At 60.1% G+C, this 20,771-nt stretch carries 14 protein-coding genes and 1 riboswitch; of the genes, 2 read left to right on the top strand and 12 right to left on the bottom strand.

Annotated features, from left to right (window positions below):
• Positions 1–17 precede the first annotated feature (17 nt).
• The gene (gene metH, locus AEQ63_RS03450; protein WP_064361787.1) at positions 18–3,728 is read right to left on the bottom strand and encodes a methionine synthase; all 3,711 of its coding nucleotides are present in this window, start codon (positions 3,726–3,728) and stop codon (positions 18–20) included.
• Between the two features lie 155 nt (positions 3,729–3,883).
• On the opposite strand from metH, the gene AEQ63_RS03445 reads away from it, so the two are divergent.
• Positions 3,884–6,178, top strand: coding sequence for a fatty acid cis/trans isomerase (locus AEQ63_RS03445; protein ID WP_064361786.1), 2,295 nt, complete (start codon positions 3,884–3,886; stop codon positions 6,176–6,178).
• A 110-nt stretch (positions 6,179–6,288) separates the two neighbouring features.
• Here the strand turns inward: AEQ63_RS03445 and AEQ63_RS03440 are convergent, their stop codons facing one another.
• On the bottom strand, positions 6,289–10,746 hold the full coding sequence (locus AEQ63_RS03440) for an SET domain-containing protein (RefSeq protein WP_064361785.1): 4,458 nt from the start codon (positions 10,744–10,746) through the stop codon (positions 6,289–6,291).
• A gap of 272 nt (positions 10,747–11,018) precedes the next feature.
• On the opposite strand from AEQ63_RS03440, the gene nfuA reads away from it, so the two are divergent.
• Entirely contained in the window at positions 11,019–11,603 is a 585-nt protein-coding gene (gene nfuA / locus AEQ63_RS03435; RefSeq protein WP_003225494.1) for a Fe-S biogenesis protein NfuA, read from the top strand.
• A gap of 166 nt (positions 11,604–11,769) precedes the next feature.
• Here nfuA and cobM read toward each other — a convergent pair whose 3' ends face one another.
• The 10 genes from cobM to AEQ63_RS03385 all read right to left on the bottom strand — a co-directional run bounded on the left by cobM (position 11,770) and on the right by AEQ63_RS03385 (position 20,656).
• Positions 11,770–12,516, bottom strand: a complete 747-nt coding sequence (gene cobM, locus AEQ63_RS03430; RefSeq protein WP_064361784.1) for a precorrin-4 C(11)-methyltransferase — start codon at positions 12,514–12,516, stop codon at positions 11,770–11,772.
• 78 nt (positions 12,517–12,594) lie between these two features.
• Positions 12,595–13,008: a cobalamin biosynthesis protein gene (locus AEQ63_RS03425; RefSeq protein WP_064361783.1), complete on the bottom strand. Its 414-nt coding sequence runs from the start codon at positions 13,006–13,008 to the stop codon at positions 12,595–12,597.
• Complete coding sequence (locus AEQ63_RS03420) at positions 13,005–13,706, bottom strand: CbtA family protein (RefSeq protein WP_064361782.1); 702 nt, start codon at positions 13,704–13,706, stop codon at positions 13,005–13,007. Before AEQ63_RS03420 ends, AEQ63_RS03425 begins: the two co-directional genes overlap by 4 nt.
• 11 nt (positions 13,707–13,717) lie before the next feature.
• Positions 13,718–13,915 carry a CbtB domain-containing protein gene (locus AEQ63_RS03415; protein WP_064361781.1) on the bottom strand — a complete coding sequence of 66 codons (198 nt, stop codon included), beginning with the start codon at positions 13,913–13,915 and terminating at the stop codon, positions 13,718–13,720.
• Positions 13,916–14,038: 123 nt separating this feature from the next.
• Positions 14,039–14,258, bottom strand: a riboswitch (cobalamin riboswitch).
• Between the two features lie 33 nt (positions 14,259–14,291).
• The gene (locus AEQ63_RS03410; RefSeq protein ID WP_042610343.1) at positions 14,292–14,618 is read right to left on the bottom strand and encodes an AzlD domain-containing protein; all 327 of its coding nucleotides are present in this window, start codon (positions 14,616–14,618) and stop codon (positions 14,292–14,294) included.
• Positions 14,605–15,303, bottom strand: a complete 699-nt coding sequence (locus AEQ63_RS03405) for an AzlC family ABC transporter permease (protein ID WP_042610344.1) — start codon at positions 15,301–15,303, stop codon at positions 14,605–14,607. The genes AEQ63_RS03410 and AEQ63_RS03405 overlap by 14 nt, the downstream gene beginning before the upstream one ends.
• Entirely contained in the window at positions 15,293–16,210 is a 918-nt protein-coding gene (locus tag AEQ63_RS03400) for a sugar phosphate isomerase/epimerase family protein (RefSeq protein ID WP_064361780.1), read from the bottom strand. Before AEQ63_RS03400 ends, AEQ63_RS03405 begins: the two co-directional genes overlap by 11 nt.
• Entirely contained in the window at positions 16,207–18,627 is a 2,421-nt protein-coding gene (locus tag AEQ63_RS03395) for an ATP-grasp domain-containing protein (RefSeq protein WP_064361779.1), read from the bottom strand. Before AEQ63_RS03395 ends, AEQ63_RS03400 begins: the two co-directional genes overlap by 4 nt.
• Complete coding sequence (locus tag AEQ63_RS03390; RefSeq protein WP_064361778.1) at positions 18,624–19,904, bottom strand: hypothetical protein; 1,281 nt, start codon at positions 19,902–19,904, stop codon at positions 18,624–18,626. Before AEQ63_RS03390 ends, AEQ63_RS03395 begins: the two co-directional genes overlap by 4 nt.
• Positions 19,904–20,656 (bottom strand): 2OG-Fe dioxygenase family protein, encoded by a 753-nt coding sequence (locus tag AEQ63_RS03385; RefSeq protein ID WP_152972318.1) that lies wholly within the window; start codon positions 20,654–20,656, stop codon positions 19,904–19,906. The genes AEQ63_RS03390 and AEQ63_RS03385 overlap by 1 nt, the downstream gene beginning before the upstream one ends.
• Positions 20,657–20,771 lie beyond the last annotated feature (115 nt).

Below are 20,771 nucleotides of genomic sequence, written 5' to 3'. Positions count from 1 at the left end.
GTCGGGCCTCATGCATCTCAGCTGTCGTAACCCAGATTCGGCGCCAGCCAGCGCTCGGTCACGCTCAGGTCCTGACCTTTGCGCGCGGTGTAGCTCTGCACCTGGTCCTTGTCGATCTTGCCCACGGCAAAGTACTGCGCCTGCGGATGGGCGAAGTACCAGCCACTGACCGCAGCAGCGGGGAACATCGCGTAGTGCTCGGTGAGGAACACGCCACTGCGCCCGGCACGCATTTCGGCCGCTTCCGGGTCCAGCAGGGTGAACAGCGCGGCTTTCTCGGTGTGATCCGGGCAGGCCGGGTAGCCGGGAGCGGGGCGGATGCCACGGTATTGCTCTTTGATCAGCGCATCGTTATCGAGGGTTTCGTCCTTGGCATAACCCCAGTGCTCTTTGCGCACCTGCTGGTGCAGCCATTCCGCGCAGGCCTCGGCCAAGCGGTCGGCGAGGGCCTTGACCATGATCGAGTTGTAGTCGTCGCCAGCGTCCTGATAGGCCTTGGCCACTTCTTCGGCGCCGATGCCGGCAGTGGTAATGAAACCGCCGACGTAATCGGTGACTTCGCTGTCTTTCGGCGCAACGAAGTCGGCGAGGCAGAAGTTCGGTTTGCCGTCGGTCTTGATGATCTGCTGACGCAGGTGATGCAGCCTGGCCAACGGCTTGCCGTTATCGTCGTACAGCTCGATATCGTCTTCGTTGACCTGATTGGCCGGCCAGAAACCGAATACCGCGCGGGCGCTGATCAGCTTTTCGTCGATCAGCTTGGTGAGCATTTCCCGGGCGTCCTTGTACAGCGCGGTGGCGGCTTCACCGACCACTTCGTCCTCGAGGATGCGCGGGAATTTGCCGGCCAGGTCCCAGGAGATGAAAAACGGTGTCCAGTCGATGTATTCGGCCAGCACCTTCAAATCGATATTGTCGAGCACCTTGCTGCCGGTGAAGGTCGGTTTCACGGGCTGATAACCGGCCCAGTCGAATTGCGGCTTCTTGGCGATCGCGGCGGCATAGCTCAGGCGTTCGGTGCGGGCGCTGCGATTGGACGTGCGCTCGCGCACGTCGATGTATTCCAGACGGGTTTTCTCGACGAAACCGGCTTTCAATTCCTTGGACAGCAACTGCGTCGCCACACCCACGGCGCGCGAGGCGTCGGTCACATAGACCACGGCATCGTTGCTGTACTTCGGCTCGATCTTCACCGCCGTGTGCGCCTTGGAGGTGGTCGCGCCGCCGATCATCAGCGGCAGATGGAAATCCTGGCGCTGCATTTCGCGGGCAACGTGAACCATTTCATCCAGCGACGGGGTGATCAGGCCGGAGAGGCCGATGATGTCGCATTTCTGTTCCCTGGCGACCTGCAGGATCTTCTCGGCCGGGACCATCACGCCGAGGTCGACGATGTCATAGCCGTTGCAGCCGAGCACCACGCCAACGATGTTCTTGCCGATGTCGTGCACATCGCCTTTCACCGTGGCCATGAGGATCTTGCCCTTGGCTTCCGGTTTGTCACCTTTTTCCAGTTCGATGAACGGAATCAAGTGCGCCACGGCCTGCTTCATGACGCGGGCGGATTTGACCACTTGCGGGAGGAACATTTTGCCGGCGCCGAACAGGTCGCCGACGATGTTCATGCCGGACATCAACGGGCCTTCGATCACTTCGATCGGCCGCGCAAACGACTGTCGGGACTCTTCGGTGTCTTCGACGATGTGCGTGGTGATGCCCTTGACCAGCGCGTGTTCCAGACGCTTGTTGACGTCCCAGTTGCGCCACTCTTCGGTCTCGGCTTCCTTGACGCTGCCGTCGCCCTTGTACTTGTCGGCAATGGCGAGGAGGGCGTCGGTGCCGTCCGGGGTGCGGTTGAGGATCACGTCCTCGACAGCGTCGCGCAGCTCCACCGGGATCTGATCGTAGATCTCCAGCTGACCGGCGTTGACGATGCCCATGGTCAGGCCGGCGCGGATCGCGTAGAGCAGGAACACCGAGTGAATCGCCTCACGCACCGGGTTGTTGCCACGGAACGAGAACGACACGTTGGACACACCGCCGGAGCTCAGCGCATACGGCAGCTCGTCGCGGATGTAGGCGCAGGCATTGATGAAGTCGACGGCGTAGTTGTTGTGCTCTTCGATGCCGGTGGCGACGGCGAAGATGTTCGGGTCGAAGATGATGTCTTCCGGCGGGAAGCCGACTTCATTGACCAGAATGTCGTAGGAGCGTTTGCAGATCTCTTTCTTGCGCGCTTCGGTGTCGGCCTGACCGGCTTCGTCGAAGGCCATCACCACCACTGCAGCACCGTAGCGCTTGCACAGTCGGGCGTGATGGATGAACTGCTCGACGCCTTCTTTCATGCTGATCGAGTTGACGATGCCCTTGCCCTGAATGCACTTGAGGCCGGCTTCGATGACTTCCCATTTCGACGAGTCGATCATGATCGGCACACGCGAGATGTCCGGTTCGCCGGCGATCAGATTGAGGAAGGTGACCATGGCCTTCTTCGAATCGAGCATGCCCTCGTCCATGTTGATGTCGATGATCTGCGCGCCGGCCTCGACCTGCTGCAGAGCGACTTCGAGGGCTTCGGTGTAGTTGTCTTCACGAATCAGCCGGGCGAACTTTGCCGAACCGGTAATGTTGGTGCGCTCGCCGACGTTGACGAACAGCGAGCTGCGATCGATGGTGAACGGCTCCAGGCCCGAGAGGCGGCAGGCTTTGGGAATGTCCGGAATCTGTCGCGGTGCATAACCGGCCACGGCGTTCGCGATGGCTTCGATGTGCCCCGGCGTGGTGCCGCAGCAGCCGCCGACGATGTTGAGGAAACCGCTCTGGGCGAACTCTTCGATGACTTTGGCGGTTTGCGATGGCAGTTCGTCGTACTCGCCGAATTCATTCGGCAGGCCGGCGTTCGGGTGCGCGGAAACGTGGGTGCTGGCCTTGTTCGACAGCTCTTCCAGGTATGGGCGCAGTTCGCTGGCACCAAGGGCGCAGTTCAGCCCCACGGAAATCGGCTTGGCGTGGGCCACCGAGTTCCAGAACGCTTCGGTGGTCTGGCCGGACAGGGTGCGGCCGGAGGCGTCGGTGATCGTGCCGGAAATCATGATCGGCAGTTCGATGTGCAGTTCTTCGAACACACCTTGCACGGCGAAGATCGCCGCTTTGGCGTTGAGGGTGTCGAAGATCGTCTCGATCAGGATCAGGTCGGCGCCGCCCTCGATCAGGCCCTTGGTGGCTTCGGTGTAGTTTTCTACCAGCTCGTCGAAGGTCACGTTGCGGTAGCCGGGGTTGTTGACGTCGGGCGACAGCGAGCAGGTGCGGCTGGTCGGGCCGAGCACACCGGCGACGAAGCGCGGCCTGGCCGGATTTTCGGCGGTCTTGGCGTCGGCAATCTTGCGCGCCAGACGTGCGCCTTCTACGTTTAACTCGTATGCCAGCTCTTCCATGCCGTAATCGGCCATGGAAATGCGCGTGGCGTTGAAGGTGTTGGTTTCGAGAATGTCGGCGCCGGCGTCCAGATAGGCTTTTTCGATGCCGCCGATCACGTCCGGACGAGTGATCACCAGCAAGTCGTTGTTGCCCTTGACGTCACTCGGCCAGTCGGCGAAGCGCTTGCCGCGATAATCCTGCTCTTCGAGCTTGTAGCTCTGGATCATCGTGCCCATCCCGCCGTCGAGAATCAGGATGCGCTCTTTGAGGGCTTGCTTGAGAGCTTGAAGGCGGACGCTGCGATCGGACATGTGGACTACTCGAAAAGACCATTACGAAGGAGCGGGATCATAGCAAACCTGTGCGCTTTTAGAGCACGTGCGGCTTTTGCATGAATATCGCTCATGTTGGTACGAGCGTCATAACGGTAGAATCGCAGCCTTTTTTTACCATCGGGATCAGCAGCATGCCGTACCGCGTCATCAGTTTATTGTTGCTGGTCCTGAGCGGGAGCGTCGCGGCGCAAGATCCCGCGATGCCGCCTTCGATTTCCTACAGCAGGGATATCCAACCGATCTTCACCGAGAAGTGCGTGGCGTGCCATGCCTGTTACGACTCGGCGTGCCAGCTCAATCTCGGCAGTGGCGAAGGCGCCGCGCGTGGCGCGAGCAAGATGCCGGTATACGACGGCGAACGCACCCAGGCCGCACCGACAACGCGACTGTTCTATGACGCCTTCGGCAAGCGCGCCTGGCAGCAGAAAGACTTCTATTCGGTGCTCGACGCCCAGGGCAGCCAGGCCGCGCTGATGGCGCGCATGCTCGAACTCGGCCACAAGACGCCACTGACGCCGAACGCCAGGCTGCCCGAGGACATCGTCCTGGGGCTCAACCGCAACAATCTCTGCGCGATGCCTGGCGAATTTGACGCTTATGCCGGGGCGCACCCGAAAGAAGGCATGCCGCTGGCCGTCACCGGCCTGACCGATCAGCAGTACCAGACCTTGCAGCGCTGGCTGGCGTCTGGCGCACCGATCGACGAGCAGAGCCTGGCGCCGAGCGCGAAAGAAGCGATGCAGATCGCCCAATGGGAAAACCTGCTTAACGCCCCCGGTGCCCGGCAGAGTCTGGTCGGGCGCTGGCTGTTCGAGCACTGGTACCTGGCGCACATTTATTTCAAGGATGGCGAGCCGGGGCATTATTTCCAGTGGGTGCGTTCGCGTACACCGAGCGGGCAGCCGATCGACCTGATCGCCACCCGCCGCCCCAACGACGACCCAGGCACGCGGGTGTATTACCGCTTGTGGCCGGTGCAGGGGGTGATCGTGCACAAGACGCACATCACCTACCCGCTGAGCGCGGCGAAAATGGCCCGCATCAAAAGCCTGTTCTACAACGGTAACTGGCAGGTCAACGCGCTGCCGGGCTACGGGCCACAGAGCCGCGCCAATCCGTTCGTCACGTTCGAAGCGATTCCAGCCCAGGCGCGCTATCAGTTCATGCTCGATAACGCCGAATACTTCGTCCGTACTTTCATTCGCGGGCCGGTGTGCCGCGGGCAGATCGCGACCGATGTGATCCGCGACAACTTCTGGGCGCTGTTCCAGGCGCCGGAACATGACCTCTATATCACCGACCCGAATTACCGCGGCCAGGCCACGCCGCTGCTGGCGATGCCGGGGCAGAACGACGACGTCGGCAGCGTGCTGAGCCTGTGGCGCGACTACCGCGACAAGCGCAACGAATACGAAGCCCTGCGCCGCGATAGCTACGCCGATCTGCCGGCGCCGAGCTGGTCGACGCTGTGGGCCGGCAACGACAATGCCCTGTTAAGCATCTTCCGCCACTTTGACAGCGCGTCGGTAACCAAGGGTTTGATCGGCGAGGTGCCGCAGACGATGTGGCTGTTCGACTATCCGCTGCTGGAGCGCACCTACTACCAGCTCGCGGTCAATTTCGACGTGTTCGGCAACGTCTCCCATCAAGCGCAGACCCGCCTGTATTTCGACCTGATCCGCAACGGTGCCGAGCAGAATTTTCTGCGCCTGATGCCCGCCGATTCTCGCGAGGACTACCTCAATGATTGGTACCAGGATGGCGGCCAGTTCAAGATGTGGCTCGATTATGAGGCGATCGACGACGACAAACCGACTGCGCTGAAACTCGACGAAAAAGATCCGAAACGTGATTTCGCCTTGCAGTTGCTGACGCGCTACGGCGATCTGAATGCGCGGCCGGATCCGATCAACCGCTGCGACGGTGCTTATTGCTCACGGCCAAATATCGATCCGGCGTTGCAGAACGCAGAGCAGGCCTTGAGCCGTCTGGCCTCGCGCCCGGCAGCCGGGCTGAAAGTCATCGATCAGTTGCCCGAAGCGACCATGCTGCGTGTTGAGACGGCCAGTGGCAAGCGCGAGGTCTACAGCCTGCTGCGCAACCGGGCGCACAGCAACGTGGCGTTTTTGCTCGGTGAGTCGCGGCGCTATCAGCCAGGGCTCGACACCCTGACGATCTATCCCGGCGTACTCACCAGTTACCCGAACTTCATGTTCAATGTGCCGGCCGCGCAGGTTCCGGCGTTTGTCGATGCCATGGAAAACGCCAAGGACGCGAACCGGTTCGAGAAAATCGTTGAGCGCTGGGGCATTCGCCGCAGTCATCCGCAGTTCTGGGAGTATTTCCACGATTTGAGCCAGTACATCCACGAAACCGACCCGGTGGAAGAGGGTGTACTGGACATGAACCGCTACGAAAATCTTTGATCGGCCGTGGGCAGATGCTGTGTGAGCAGCGTTCATCTGTCTTCTGTCGGTGGTGCACGTATTCCTCTGTGCACCACCGAAGCGGCTGAAAACCTGATAAGCCGGGGCGGTCAAGGTTTCAGATGTTTCCAGTAACTGGCGCCGTAATCGAGAAACAGCTCGCCACCCGCCGGGATTTTTTCCCACGCGACAAAGAACACCATGTACTTGCCGACGCAGATCGAACCGACGTTCTCCACGCCGATATTGGTCTGGCCGGGGACGTTGATGGCGTTGATCAGGCTCAGCACGTTGCTGTTGCCGTGCCCGCTCAGGGTGGCGTTCTTGGTTGCCGTTTCGTACAGATAGGTACTGACTTTCTCTGTGGATTTTTCAAGTATCTCCGCGCGCAGGGATTTGCCGGTGCGGTGCAGTTTGCCGATGTAAGGGCCAAGCACTTCATAAGGTTCGATATCGACCCTGGCGAACACCGATAAACCGCGCTCGGGACCTTCGGTCGGCCTCCTGATCTCGAAAAGTTGAGTCAGCCTCGCATGGTGCCGACCTTCGTCGGCGATCCACTCGTGGATATCCTCGGTGATGCGCCGGGTCATCTCCTTGAGTCTGGCGCCCTGGAAGTGCGCAAAGAGCCGGTTGGCCTCAGTGATCGCGATATGTTCGATATCGCCTTCCAGCTTGCGCGTCAGGCTTGTTCGCACATCCGTCGGATCCTGCAGAATGGGCGCGTTGTTGTTGATCTGGTGCCCGAGCGAAGGTGTCAGGTCCTGTGGCAGGGTGGCGGCAATGTCCAGTCGAGCACGCTTGGAAGGGCCTGCCGTGGATGGCGAGGATGGCCCGTCGCTGTGCGCAGTCGAGGGTTCAGGTGAATGCCTGACAGCCGATTTTTTCGCGGTGCCCGGGGGCAGTGATTTACGCGCGAGCAAGACCTCCGAATCCGTCGCTGCAAGCCTTTGCAAGGTTTCCGCTACGGCACTTCTCAGTTGCCCGGCGTCGTTGACGAAGGTTGCCCAGAGCACGGGGTTCAAATTGTTCTCAGCGACAAACGCGTTCATTGTGCTGGCCGACCGTGTCACGTCGTAGCGCGCCCGCCATTGCTGAAGATGCTCTGGGGTCAGCGGGGTGAAGGCCTGGTGGTTTGCATAGGTTGCCAACACGGTGCCCGGCGCCCTGAAGCTGCCATCCATGTTGACATGGGCGAGGAAATCCTGAGGGTCCAGGTTGTGCTCGGCAGCGAATCCTTCGCGGGTCAGGCGGTTGCGACTGTCCTGCGACAGCGTCCGCCATTGCTCAAGATTGTCGAAGGAAATGGCCGTGCGAGCCGTGCCGGCCTGGTCCAGCAGTTGTTGGCCAAGGGGTTTCAACTGGCCCTGGGTGTGGACGAACTGCTGAAACGCCGCCCGATCCAGACCGTGCTTCTTCGCAAAAGCTTTTATGGCGATGTCCAGCATCACTTCGCTGAACTGCGACCACTTTTCCAGGTGCAAGGCTGTTACCGCGTTCGGCTGATCGGGCGCGCCACCAGCCACCCTGATTTCCTTTGTGTACCAATGCCCGGGTTTCACCGACGACAGGTTGATCGACAGGTCGCGGTTGGTTTTCGGGTTGACCAACACCACAGAAAAGCTGTTTTCCCCGGTCTGCGCTGTTTCTGCGATAAACCCGTAGGAGTTGTCCCTGATCTGGTAGACGGCAATGGTGCCGCGCTCGTCGATGTTGCAGATGAATTTCTGGTTATAGTCCGCACGAAAGAATATGCCGCGCGAGTCCGCTTTCAGCCCTTGAATCCAGTGCGGTTCTACCGCGTATCGACGTATCAGGGGGTTGCTGTTGCTGATCACCGTGACGGGTGGCCGGTAGCGCGGGCCGAACGCTTGATGGGAGACAGGGTCGATCAGGCGAAAGTCGGGCGCTGCGGCGGTGCCGACATTGCGCATGGGAATATCGGCGATGCCTTCCACGGTGCACAATTGGTCGCCGGCTCGATGGGGCACCCAGGTCGCAGGATCGACCGGACTGAGATGGCGCGCAGCAATGGTGCCGTCGCGCAGGTGTGCGATGCCCATCCGCACGTGTCGCAAGGTCGCGCTACTCAGTTTGCCGAGAGCAAAGCGACCCAGTCTGAGCAGGGCAATAACGCTCTCCAGAGGATTGAGCTCCCGCAGCGTAGAAACAAGCAACGTTCGTGTCAGGGTGGAGAGCCTTGGCAACGCGAGGCGCAGACCGATTCTGCCAGCGCCGCTCAACAGACGGGTACAGCCCGCAATGTACTTGCCGACGGGCAAACCGAAAGACACCACATCGGTAAACAGGCCCAGGCCGCCAGACTCGATGCGTCGAGGATCACCCGATGTCAGGTCGTCGATGGAACCCCAGAACGGCACGAACATTTTTCCCCAGAAGGTCATGTCCTCGATAAAGTCCCGACCGATGTCCATGCTGCGCGTCGCTTTACGGGTCTGTTCCAGTAACGCTGACTCATCCTTGAAGAACAGTTCTCTGGCGATCATCGCGGCCAGTTTTTCAGCTCGCGCCGACGTCAGGTTGTTCGCGGCAAAGGGCAGCGTCCGCGCCGCAACGTCCGGGGTTCGCTGTTCGATTGCAACAGCCTCGAACGTCTCGCCGAACTGTTCCACGATCAATACCGCTTGCTGGTTTTCCCTGGGTTTCGAGCCATCGCGGTAGGCTTCCCAGTCGAAGGGCAATTCAGTGCCTTTTCTGAAGGCGCCTCGGCTGGTCCGGCTGCTTGACCCGACCTTCTCGACGACAATCTCACCGCCCACTTGCAGCGACTTCATCTCTTTGCGCAGGCGCACAACGCCTGCGAACGGGAAGACTTCAATGTAACGTGGGTCGGTCGGGTAGGCAGGGTTGAGCGTGCGCAAAATAAACCCCGAGCGCGCACGAACGGCGTCGGTGTTCGTCCGGTTCTCATGCTCCACCTGGGTGTCATGCAGGGGCAGCCTTAACGAGTAAACGACCACTTCGTCGCGCTCAAGATCGGTGCCGCACGCCGGCAGGTACTGGCTCAGCAATGTTCTGATGAGCGTCGCGTAGGCGGCTCGCGGAGTATCCAGCCAGTTGCGGAAGGCCTCGTCGAATGCCGCGTCGGTGTCGTAACGAAAGCGGCTCGGGGGTCTGGACGCGAGGTTTTGCATTGCACTGACCATGTCGCGTTCGTGCTGCTCGAGTGTCTGCACTGCCAGCTCGACTTCACTCAGCGAGTACGGCGCATGACGAATTCCCAGCAGTCCCGTTTCCACTGCCCAATCCAGCGCAGAACGCGCTTTGGCTGCCGTTACCAGCCGCTGCTGCTCAACATCATCGGCATGCGCCTGATAATGCTCGGCTGGCAGGTTGAGCAGTTGTTCGAACGTCATATGCCGGGATGACCCGGGGGCAATCGTTTCGGCCAGAATAAAGCCGCTCTTGAAATTGGCCCAGGTGCTGGAAGTGCCGTAGGGAAGCTCCTCGGGAATGTCCTCGACCCAGGCTTCGCTGGCGATATTGCTTCTGAAAATCGCGACTGCCAGTAAGGCGGTGGTTTGATTGACGCCAAGCGTTCGTTGGAAATGCTCGACCAGCGATTGCCGTATGCAAGCGTAGCGGCTGCCGGTTTCGATAAGGATCTGCAACTCGTTTCGATAATTACTGTGAGCGTCGGGTTTTACCGTTAACCAGAGCGCTCGCCACAACAGTTTTTTCAACACGCCAGGGGGGCACTGCTGGTTGTCGCCTGCACCGTACCAGTCCAGTTCGTTGGCAATGCGTTGAGCCAGTTGCAGGTTCTTTGCAGAACCCAGAGCGGTTTCCAGGAGAGCGACGGGGGTGGTGTTGGCCAACTTCTCCAATTTGTCATTGAGTTTTTCCGGCAGCAGGTTTGCCAACAGCGAACGGGATGTTTGCACTTCAATCTGGCGAACAATGCGCATGATCGCTTGATCACCCGCAGCGCCCAACAGGTGCTCAATGTCACTGACGTGCCCGTCATGTCCAAGCAGCCACAGTGCGCGATGGTCAACCAGATTGTGCAGAAGGCGCTGCCAGTCGGCGCTGGTGGCGGGCCGCTGCGGTTGCAGCGAGTAGTAGGCAAGCACCAGATCGAGCCTGACCGAGCCGTCACTTTTGACGCCGTTGCCGACTTTACGGTGAATATCCAGCAAGACATCGACGTCGATAGACCAGTAGACCGGGACCTCTCTGAGAATCACTGAGTGACCGGCTATGCTGAAAACTTCCGGGGGGGAGGGCGCTGGCGTTTTGGCGGAGCTCAAGTGGAACGATACAAGGTCGTATAGGAAGTCATTGCCTAGAGGCGATTTATCGACGCCGCCCGGCGTTGAAATATGCCTGATAAAGTCTTCATCCTTTTCCAGCTTGTTCAAAACCCGAAATGCTTCCCGGCATTCGCGCCCCAGCGCAGAACTGGCAGGAGGGTGATAGTAAAGGTCGCGTGGGTCACTGTTGAAATGCTCACCAACGAGGGTGTGCAGGTAGCTGATCAGGTGGTTGAGATCCTGCAGTCTGCGCGGTGGCGTTCGGCTATAGAACCCTGATAACGATGTATTCATTGAGCGCCTTTGAAATAAGTGCAATGGAACTTGCAAGTAAACGAAGGCGGTGAATATATCGGCCGAAAAAATCCCCGAGGCATACATATATATGCCTTGTGCCTGTTTCAGTATCCATTTGTTTACGTGGCCGCCCGCGCGCGCAAGCGGGCCTGACGATGCCACGAGGCGCTGGGCGGAATGACGAATCCGGCGTTTTCCGACAAAAATACTAGGACTTTGTCAGCCGCGTCATTTGGCGTAAACTGCGCCCAAGCCTGCGAGGAGTTTTTATGACCGCTATTACCATTACCGACGCCGCCCATGATTATCTGGCCGATCTGCTCTCCAAGCAGAACACCCCGGGCATCGGCATCCGCGTTTTCATCACCCAGCCTGGCACTCAGTACGCCGAAACCTGCATTGCGTACTGCAAGCCGGGCGAAGAGAAGCCTGAAGATACGGCGCTGGGGCTGAAAAGCTTCACCGCGTACATCGATTCCTTCAGCGAAGCGTTTCTTGACGACGCGGTCGTCGATTACGCGACCGACCGCATGGGCGGCCAGCTGACCATCAAGGCGCCGAACGCCAAAGTACCGATGGTCAACGCCGACAGCCCGGTCAACGAGCGCATCAACTATTACCTGCAAACCGAGATCAACCCGGGGCTGGCCAGCCACGGAGGTCAGGTCAGCCTGATCGATGTGGTCGAGGACGGCATCGCCGTGTTGCAGTTCGGTGGCGGCTGCCAGGGCTGCGGCCAGGCTGACGTGACCCTGAAGGAAGGCATCGAGCGCACCTTGCTCGAGCGCATTCCGGAACTCAAGGGCGTACGTGACGTGACCGACCACACGCAGAAAGAAAACGCCTACTACTAAGGCGTTCGCTGTGTACTGAAACGGCACTGTGGCGAGGGAGCTTGCTCCCGCTTGACTGCGTAGCAGTCACAACTCAGGCGACGCATTTACCCGTGATGAATGGGTTGTCTGAGGCTGGGGTCGCTCCGCGATCCAGCGGGAGCAAGCGCCCTCGCCACACTTGTTTTCAGGGTCTGTACAGATGCGCATGCCCGGCGCGATACAACGAAGACTCGCTGAACACCTCACTGCCCAACACTCGCCCGACCAGAATCAGCGCCGTACGCCGAAACCCCTTGGCCTCGACCTTCCCGGCAATGTCCGCCAGCGTGCCAACCACCCAGTCCTGATCCGGCCACGTCGCCCGATGAATCACTGCAATCGGACAATCCGTGCCGTAATGCGGCAGCAGTTCGACCAGTATCTTCTCCAGATGATTGACCCCCAGATGAATCGCCATGGTCGCACCATGCTGCGCCAGGCTCGCCAGTTCTTCGCCGGCCGGCATCGCCGTCTTGTCGGCATAGCGAGTGAGGATCACGCTTTGCGAGATGTCCGGCAGGGTCAACTCGGCGCCCAGCAGCGCTGCGCAGGCCGCTGTGGCGGTGACACCAGGGATTATCTCGAAAGGAATCTGCAACTCACGCAAATAACGGATCTGCTCGCCAATCGCCCCATACAGACTCGGATCACCCGAATGCACACGCGCGACATCCTGACCTTTGGCATGGGCGGCCCTGATCAAATCGATGATCTGTTCCAGATGCAGTTCAGCGCTGTTGACCACGGTTTCGGCCTGGTGACCTTCCAGCACTGCCGTCGGCACCAGTGAACCGGCGTAGATGATCACCGGGCAATTGCGAATCAGGCGTTGGCCTTTGACGGTGATGAGTTCCGGGTCGCCGGGGCCGGCGCCGATGAAGTAGACGGTCATCGTTGAATCCTTGATGAGAAGCGCAGCCGCACTTCAAATGAAGTGTGCTCATGATCGATGGCGGGAATTATCCGGATTTTACCCCGCACCGGCCAATGCCAGCGTGGCCTGGGCATATTTCTGCCGGGAGATCAGCAGTTTTGCCGGCGCCTGAATCAGCTGCTCGGCCAGGGCCAGCGCAGCGCTTTCGGCGACGCCGTAGCAACCGGTGCGCTCGAAAGCGATCTGCGAATGATGGCTGAGACGCGGCTGGTAAACGGCCAGTTCGGCACTGCTGAAGTACTGCAACGGCAGATTCAACTGGGTGGCCAGCTCCAGCAGACCCGGTTCGTCGCGCTTCAGATCGATACTGGCCAACGCCCTGATGGCTCGCAGTTCAATGCGATGCGCCTGCAACGCCTGATCGAGCAGCGCGCGCAGCGTACTGGCCGGGCAGCCGCGCTGGCAGCCAAAACCGACAACCAGCGGCTGCGCGGCGCGGTCATCGGTCATGCCTGATAATGGCCTGCGCTTTTGCGGCGGAACAACCACGCACTGATCAGGCCCAGGGCCAGCCAGAACGCTATGTTGGTCAGCTGCGAAGCGATTTTGAACTGGGTTTCCAGTGCTTCGGGCGCGAGCATGGCATGCACTTGCGGTTGCGGTGCGCCGATCACATGGGGCACGGCAAGAATCGCCACACCGAGGATCTTCATCAGCCAATGGCGGCTGAAGGCGAGCAGAGCCAGACCGACCGCGGTCGAAGCGGCAGTGCCGATCCACCAGATCTGCCGCGAAGCCAGATCGGCAGCTGCGGTACCCGGCAACTCCGGTGGCAGGCCCAGGGTCGGTGCGAGAACGAACGTGGCGTAACCGGCCAGACCCCAGAGCAGACCTTGCGAAGTCCTGGTCGGCGCGCGCAGGGTGTACAGGCCGGCGAGCATCAGGGCGAAACCCACCGCCACCACCAGATTACCGCCAGTGGTCGAGACCACGCGTTGCCAGCCGTTTTCCGGTTCCCAGGCTTCGGCATCATGGCTGTGGGCAGCGGTGCCAGCGGCGTGCTCGTGGACTTCGGCGACCGGTTCGGATTTCTCGAAGGTTTCGGCCTGAAGAATCAATGGCGATACCCAGAAACTTTGCAGCAGGGTCAGCAGCAGGGCGGCCAGCAAGCCGGTGAAGCCTGCGGTTTGCGCGATACGCTTGATCATCTCGGCAGACCTCAGTGGCACGGGAACGCGGCGCTGTGGCGGGTATCGTGAGCGGCGTTGTGCACCGCTTCGATGTGCGAGAAACCGGCGAACCAGACCAGGCTGGCACCGAGGATCGAGGCGAAGAGGGCGGCAGCCACGCGTTGGCCCAAAGTGGCTGTGCTGGAGATGTGGTCAGTGTGGCTGACGGTATTGCTGATGATCGACATAGCGCTTCCCTCTGAAATGTCAGCGGGTGAATCGAGCGCATGAAAATCCCTGCGAGCCGGGCACGCGGGGATTTCGAACAGCGCCCGCCCACCGCGGGTTTGTTTGTGGTCAGCGGCACTGGTGCGCGCTGGGTGTTGCGGGCCGGTCTCCGGGCTCACGAGGGGTTGGCACCAGGCCGACCTGCAAGCATCACCTTCCCATGCCGGGGCACAGTGGATCTGACGCTTCGCTCGCTTACCGTTGCGGGGGCAGCACCGGACTGACATGGGCTTTGAGTAAAGCACATGATTCACCGGTTTCCCGTTTCACCCTGTGAAGGGCACCCGTAACAAGGTGTGTAGGAGAGCATGGGCGGCGATGGCCGTCAATCGACCGCTAGCGCATTGCGAGCAGCACGTATAACGCCAAAGCGATCAGAAACGCATAGTAGGACTTGATTCGCGTCAGGCTCAGCAACCAGGCCAGCGCCACTGGCGCCACCCACGGCATGTTCTCCGCGTGCTGTCTGACCAGGGGATAAAGCGAACCCGCCAGCAGACTCACCAGCATCGCCACCGAAGTGTATTTGCCCAATCGATCGATAAAGGTGCGGGCGCCGCCCGACAGCCGTTCGACATTGACTGCCAGGGGCAGCAAGCGGCAGATCGCCGACACCAGTGCGCAGATCGCCACGTACAGCCAGAACGTACTAGGGTCGGTCATAGGCATAACTCGTCAGGACCGTGACCGCAAGCACCAGCAACAGGCTGATCTCGCCCAGCCACAACAGGCTCGCGGCGCTGGCCAGGCCGGCAATCCATTGCCCGTGGAAGCTCTGACGGTCGCGGGCCATCTTGCCCAGCGAAGCACTGAGGAAGATCGCGATTACCACGCTGGCGTGATCCATCAAGGCATTGTCGGCCAGGCTGGCGAAGCAATAGCCGGCCACGGTGCCAAGCAGAGCGGCGGCATACAGTAAAAAACACACGGTGTTGGCGTAGCGGCGGCTGAGCGGTTGCTGCTCCTTGCGAATCGACATCAGCGTAAAGGCTGCATTGGCCATCACCGCCAGCGCCGGGATGAACGCTTTGACCGGGCCATCAAGGCTGGATTTCAAGCTCAAGGTGAATACCAGAAAACGCAAATTGATACTCAGCGCCGAGACCAGCACCCCAAAGGCATTGAGCAGATGCGCGGGCGTCTCCAGCAGCGTCAGTTGCAATGGCGAGGCCATCACCGTGCCGCTGAACACCACCATGGCCGGCAACTCCAGGCCATGACGACGCCCGAGCATGCCGATCAGGGTGAAGGTCAGCAAGAGCGAGAACACGAAAGGCAGCGCGTCGCGGATGCCGGTCGCTATCTCGCTGTGTACCGCAGGTTTCGCCAGACTCGATTCAGCCGGCATGGGTGTTCTGTCGCGCGTCGGCAAGTAAGGTCTCTACGCCCTGTTTGTAGGCCAGGGCTTTCTCCAGGTAATACTCGGTGGAAAAGCGCGGGATGAATTCCTCCACCACCGCCACGCCCCGATAACCATTGACCGCGAAACGATTGAGCACGTCGCTCAGACGCAGATCGCCTTCGCCGATAGGCAGGTGCTGATGATGCGTGCCATTGAGGTCAGCGATGTGCAGGTGGCGGGTAACCGGCGCCAGTGCGGCGATGGCTGCGAACAAATCGTCGCCGTAGGGCATCAGCGAACAGAGGTGGGTTACGTCGATGGTCACGAAGCAACCCGTTTCGCGATGGAACCGCAGGTGTTCCTCGACCGTGAATACCGGGAACTTCGGACGCTGGCCACCCATGTTTTCCAGGCACAGAGCGATGCCGGTGGTATTGCAACGGGCCTTGACCTGATTGATCGCGGCGATCAGGTTGTCCAACAGTTCACCATTGTCCAGTTGGTCCTTGTAGCCAGGATGGAACGTCACGCTGGTGGCACCGGCGGTACGGGAGAACTCCACGGCCGCGCTGAGACAATCCACGGCCTGTGCACGCTCAGCCTGATCCGCAGAACACAGGTTGTACTGACGCCCCCACCACCCGGCATGCACCGTGAGCGTGATGCCGTGTCGATGGGTAAAGTCGCGGATCTGGCCTGCCAGCTCGGCACGTTGACCGGTGTCCAGAGACCAGAATACCTGTTCGGCATCCTCGCCGATTTCGAACTCCACCGCCTTGAAGTACCGGGCCAGATCGGTGATCGAACCAAGAATGTCGGCCGGGTTGTCGTATACGTTGGTGGAAAACGAGATCAGCGGAAAGTCGCGGCTGATCGGTCCATCGATGTAGTACAGCGTCTGGTCTTGGGTCATTGCACCTGTCCTTGGGTAGTGAAGGGAGGATTGGAAATCGCGGCATTGAAAAGCGCCGGGTCATCCGCGTCACTGCAGGCCAGCAACACGTAACCGTGGCGATCGGCGGAGCGGCGGATCGGACGGCCGAACCTGTCCTGATTGAGGCTCGCGCGCAGTGCGAACGGCTGCTGCAGGAGACGGGCCTTGAGTGGCTGCGGATCGGTTGCAGGGTCTGCTTCGATGTAGCGGATGGCCATTTTCACGAACTGTTTTGCAGGCGCCGGCAGCGCAATACCGGTCATGCCGGCGATAGTGCTGGCGGCGAGGTGCACGCCTGTGGTTTTCCAGACCATTTCCCAGATCTGGTCACCGCCGAAGCGGGTCTGGGTTTCGATGAAATGCAGGCGTGAACCGTCGAGTTTGATCTCGGTATGCGCCGGCCCCCAACGATTGCCCATGCGTTCGAGCAGCCACAGCACTGCGTCTTCGATCCGGGCGCGACTGGCGCTGTCGAGTGCGGCGGGAAAATCATGCCCGGTTTCGACGTAACCCGGCGCGCCACTGGTGTGTTTGCGGGTAATGCCGAGAATCTGATGGTGGCCGTCCAGGCTCAGGGACTCGACGCTGTATTCGTCACCCCGGGCGAACGCTTCGATCAGATTACGACCTGCGAGCGCCAGACCTTCGGCATCTTCCGCCGTGTCGATGGCGTAGACGCCCAGGCTGCCTGAGCCATCGACGGGTTTGACAATGGCCGGGCCGTGGCGAAGCACGAAGGCGCGAACGTCCTCGACACTGTTGACCGCGCCAGCCGGCAACTCGTAGCGGCTGCCCTGGAGCAACTGGCGGAAGCGCAACTTGTCGCGGCTGACTTCGACGCTGCGCAGGCTGTTGTGGCTGATACCCAGTTGTTCACCCAGTTGCGAGGCGGGCAACAGACCCAGTTCCGAGAACGATACAACGGCGTCGAAGGGGCGTTGCTGGTGCAGCCGCTCGATCGTTTCGCGGTAGGCCGACAGGTCGGCGATATCCGCCGTCAGCACCAGCGTTGCCTGCTGACGCTGGTAATCCGTCACATCGGCTGGCTGTTGCACAAGGGTAAAGCGCAGCTGTCGCGCCGTGTCCCAATCCAGTCCCGAATCGCGCCCGCCGATCACCAGAACATGTCTGGTATCCGCTGCCCTGGCGTTTTCGCCATACACATCGATGTCCGCAACCGCCAGCAGTGACTGGCGCAGGCTTGCGGTGTCGGACTGTCTGAATTCGAGGTAAAGATAGTTTTGAAACCCGTTGCTGACCGGGCCGATGGCCTCTCCCGGATTCACGTAGGCGTACCAGCGCTGAAAACCCGGCACAGCGCTAATGCGTTCGGCGTGATGCAGGCCGTCAAAGAGACGGTCGGAACGGGCAAAGGGTGTGGCGATGCCGAACGGTGTTGGCGTCTGACTGGCCGAAGGCAGCGGTTGTGCACTGAGCGCCCGGTGGTAGCAGACATCCAGTGCCAGGTCCCAGGCTTGACGGATGACGTGAATCCGGCTGCCGCCCGGGCGTGCGCCGACTTCGAGGATTCGCGGGCCGTTGGCAGTGAGAATGAATTCGACATGGGCAAAGGTGCCCTTGAGCTCAAGGGCTTTGACCGCATCGTGGGCCAGGCGCTGGCAGCGCTCGTGCAGATGCGCATCGGCTGCAAGGGTCGAAGGCGTGTAACGGGCGAAGTGGTGGAAATCACCGCGACCGATATCGATACCGGCGATGACATCGACAATGGCAAAGCTGTGGATCGTGCCGTCCGGTTCAATCGCGCAATCAATGGAGTGATTGGACCCCTGAAGGAATTCCTCCAGCAGCAACTCATCGCTCTCGCGGGTTTTGCCGGCGACATACCGCAGCAGCATTGGCCATTCATGGGTCGCGTAATCGAGCAGCTCCTGTCGGTCATGGATGCAGCGCACGAACAGACTGCTGTAGAGGCTGGCCGGTTTGAGAATGAACGGGTAGGGCAGTTCAGCAGGGCGTGCCAGCAGATCGTCGATGCGCACTTCACGTGACACCACGTGCAGATCAGGGTTGTCCGATCGCAGGAAACGTTGACGCTGCAGCACCTTGTCGAGGGTGTTCTCGACGTTGCGGTGCAGATGAGCCAGTGCCGGAATTGCCGCGCACAGCTGCGCCGAGATGGCGACGTAGCTCTCACGGAAGTTCAGCACGCTGGTGAAGCGGTGCTGGTTGAGCAACTGTTGCGTCAGTTCAATCAGTTCGGCCGTCAGTCCTTTGGAAAAGTCGTACAGCGCGACCGGCAAAATCCGCTTCGCGTCGGCGATCTTGCTGGTTTTGCGGCTGTCGGCAATCAGCAGGGGCGTGATGCCCTCGGCCAGCAGGCCCTCGTATTCGCCATCGCGGATGTTGCCAAGAATCAGGCAGGCTGGCGCGCTCATTGGCATGTCTCCTGATCGAAGCTGTAGTGAACCTGGTTCAGGCGCTGGCAAATATGCGCCAAACGGATCCGGTCGACGCCGTTTGCACCGCCATTGAGGACGTTACGGATAATCTGCGCCAACGCCTCGAGATCCTCTGGGGTGATGCCCAGGCGGGTGATTTCCTGAAGTCCGAAGCGCAGGCAATCCCGACCGTTCACTTGTTTGTTGTTGACCCGGATGCCCAGCTCGTTGAGCTGCTGCGCCGCGCGCCTCGCCTGTTCGCCTTCCAGCAGCAGCAAGTGCGTGTCGGTGGGGTGCAGTTTCCAGCCTGGAATGTCGACCAGCGCGTCGTGCAGTTGCTGGCTATTGGCGCACATGCGTCGAGCGTAGGCCTGGCCGAAACACTCGGTTTCCATGAGGGTGACGAACAGTTGCAGCAAACCGGGCAGATTGGGCGACGACACCAGGCCGCCGCTGAGCGTCTGCTCGATCGACCGGGCCAGGTCGGCGCGGCGCGTGACGATCAGCGCCCGGTGCGGACCGGCCATGGACTTGTGGGTGTTGCCTTGCAGGATGTCGGCACCGTCGTCGAGCGGATTCGGGAATGCCTGACCTGCGATCAGTCCGAAAGTGTGCGAGGCGTCATAGAAAATCAGGGTTCGCTCGAGGCCGCAGCGGTCGAGCAATGCGCGCAACGGTCTGATGGCGATGGCGCGGATGGTCAGGCCATGATCGATCAGCACCGCCGAGGGAGGCGCAGCGAGTGACTGAACAACTTGCTGGAAATGCTCGAGATCGATTTGTCCGTCTGCTGTCAGCCTGCAATAAACGCTGTGTCTGCCGATTCGTCGTACCAGAGGTCCAGTGGCAAAATGGCCGCCGCTCTCGGGCGCCAGCGACACAATGGTATCCCCCGGTTCGGTCAGGGCGGCCAATACGCTCAGGGTGCAATGGACGCCGGAGAGTACGCGATATTCAACAAATGGCGCGTTGAACATCGCCTGCGCAGCTTGCGTCGCCAACGCCTTCAATGTCTCGACTTCAGGAAAGTGTTCGATCTGCATACCGTTGAATTCGGCGGCGTAGCGCTGCCCGTCAATGGCCTTGGCGTTGAACAGATAGCGCTCGTAGTGCCGGTTTTGCCCGAGCGTCCGCGCAGTGTCTGACAGGATGTTTTCATTGGCCGTCAACGACAGTGTGGAAGTTCGCCGCGAACAGGCTTGCTGGAACTGCTTCAGAATAAAATCATGGGTGCCAGGCAGGGCGATGGGAAGTGCATGATTTGAATGATTCATTAGAAGTCCGCCAGGTCGAAGTCAATGATCAACATGTCGCGGCTGCCGCGATCGGAATTAAAGCCTGATGTTTGCAATGGAGAAACATCGTGCATAAGTATCCGGTCATTCAACACGATAGTTTCCAGATAATCCGTAAGCGTTGCGTTGAACACACAGCCGCTATCGTCATGGAATATCCGGCTCTCGCCGCCAATGACATGCTGGCGATTGATCAGGTGTTGAAAAACAAAATCATGCCCGTCACGATGCCGGCCCTCGGGCGTGGCGTGCCCGCTATGGCCTGGATCGCAGAGGATGCGGAACTGATGGCAGGTCACTAGCCAGTCACGCCGGCCGACCGTCAACTCCATCAGCGCCAGGTCGGCGGCCAGCAACGAGCGCAATACTGCGGACTCGATAAACGTCGCTTCGCTGCGCTGATAAGTGCGCTGGACGCCGCCCAGCAGCGGATTGTGCGCTTCGGTCTGAAAAAAGTGGCAGTCGGGCAACGGCGTCCACTGGCCTTCGCGGTGGCGATATTCGAACTTGCAGATGCGCCGCTCGCGGGTACCGTTCTCCGCGCTCAAGTACGCATCGGCGCACAAACGCTCCCAGGTCGCATTGAAGTCGCGGAACGCGTCCCGACCGAGCGATGCAAGTTCTGCCATTGGATAATCGTAACTGTGCGCGTAGTGGCAATTACCCAGTAATTCGGAAAGTTGTTTTAATACGGCTTGGCCTGATTGCCGTAATGCATTGCCAGCGCTCACGTTGCTGACTCGCTTACAGTCTGGTTATGAAAAAACAGGATTGAACGCTGACGAAAATCAGGCATGCAGAAAATCCTTTTATGTGTGATTCATAGTCCGTATGAATATTTATAGT

Source organism: Pseudomonas sp. RIT-PI-o (assembly GCF_001297215.1).
In the GTDB taxonomy this organism is placed as follows: domain Bacteria; phylum Pseudomonadota; class Gammaproteobacteria; order Pseudomonadales; family Pseudomonadaceae; genus Aquipseudomonas; species Aquipseudomonas moraviensis_A.
Note: the sequence above shows the minus strand (reverse complement) of the source record. Positions and strands in the feature narration are given on the sequence as shown.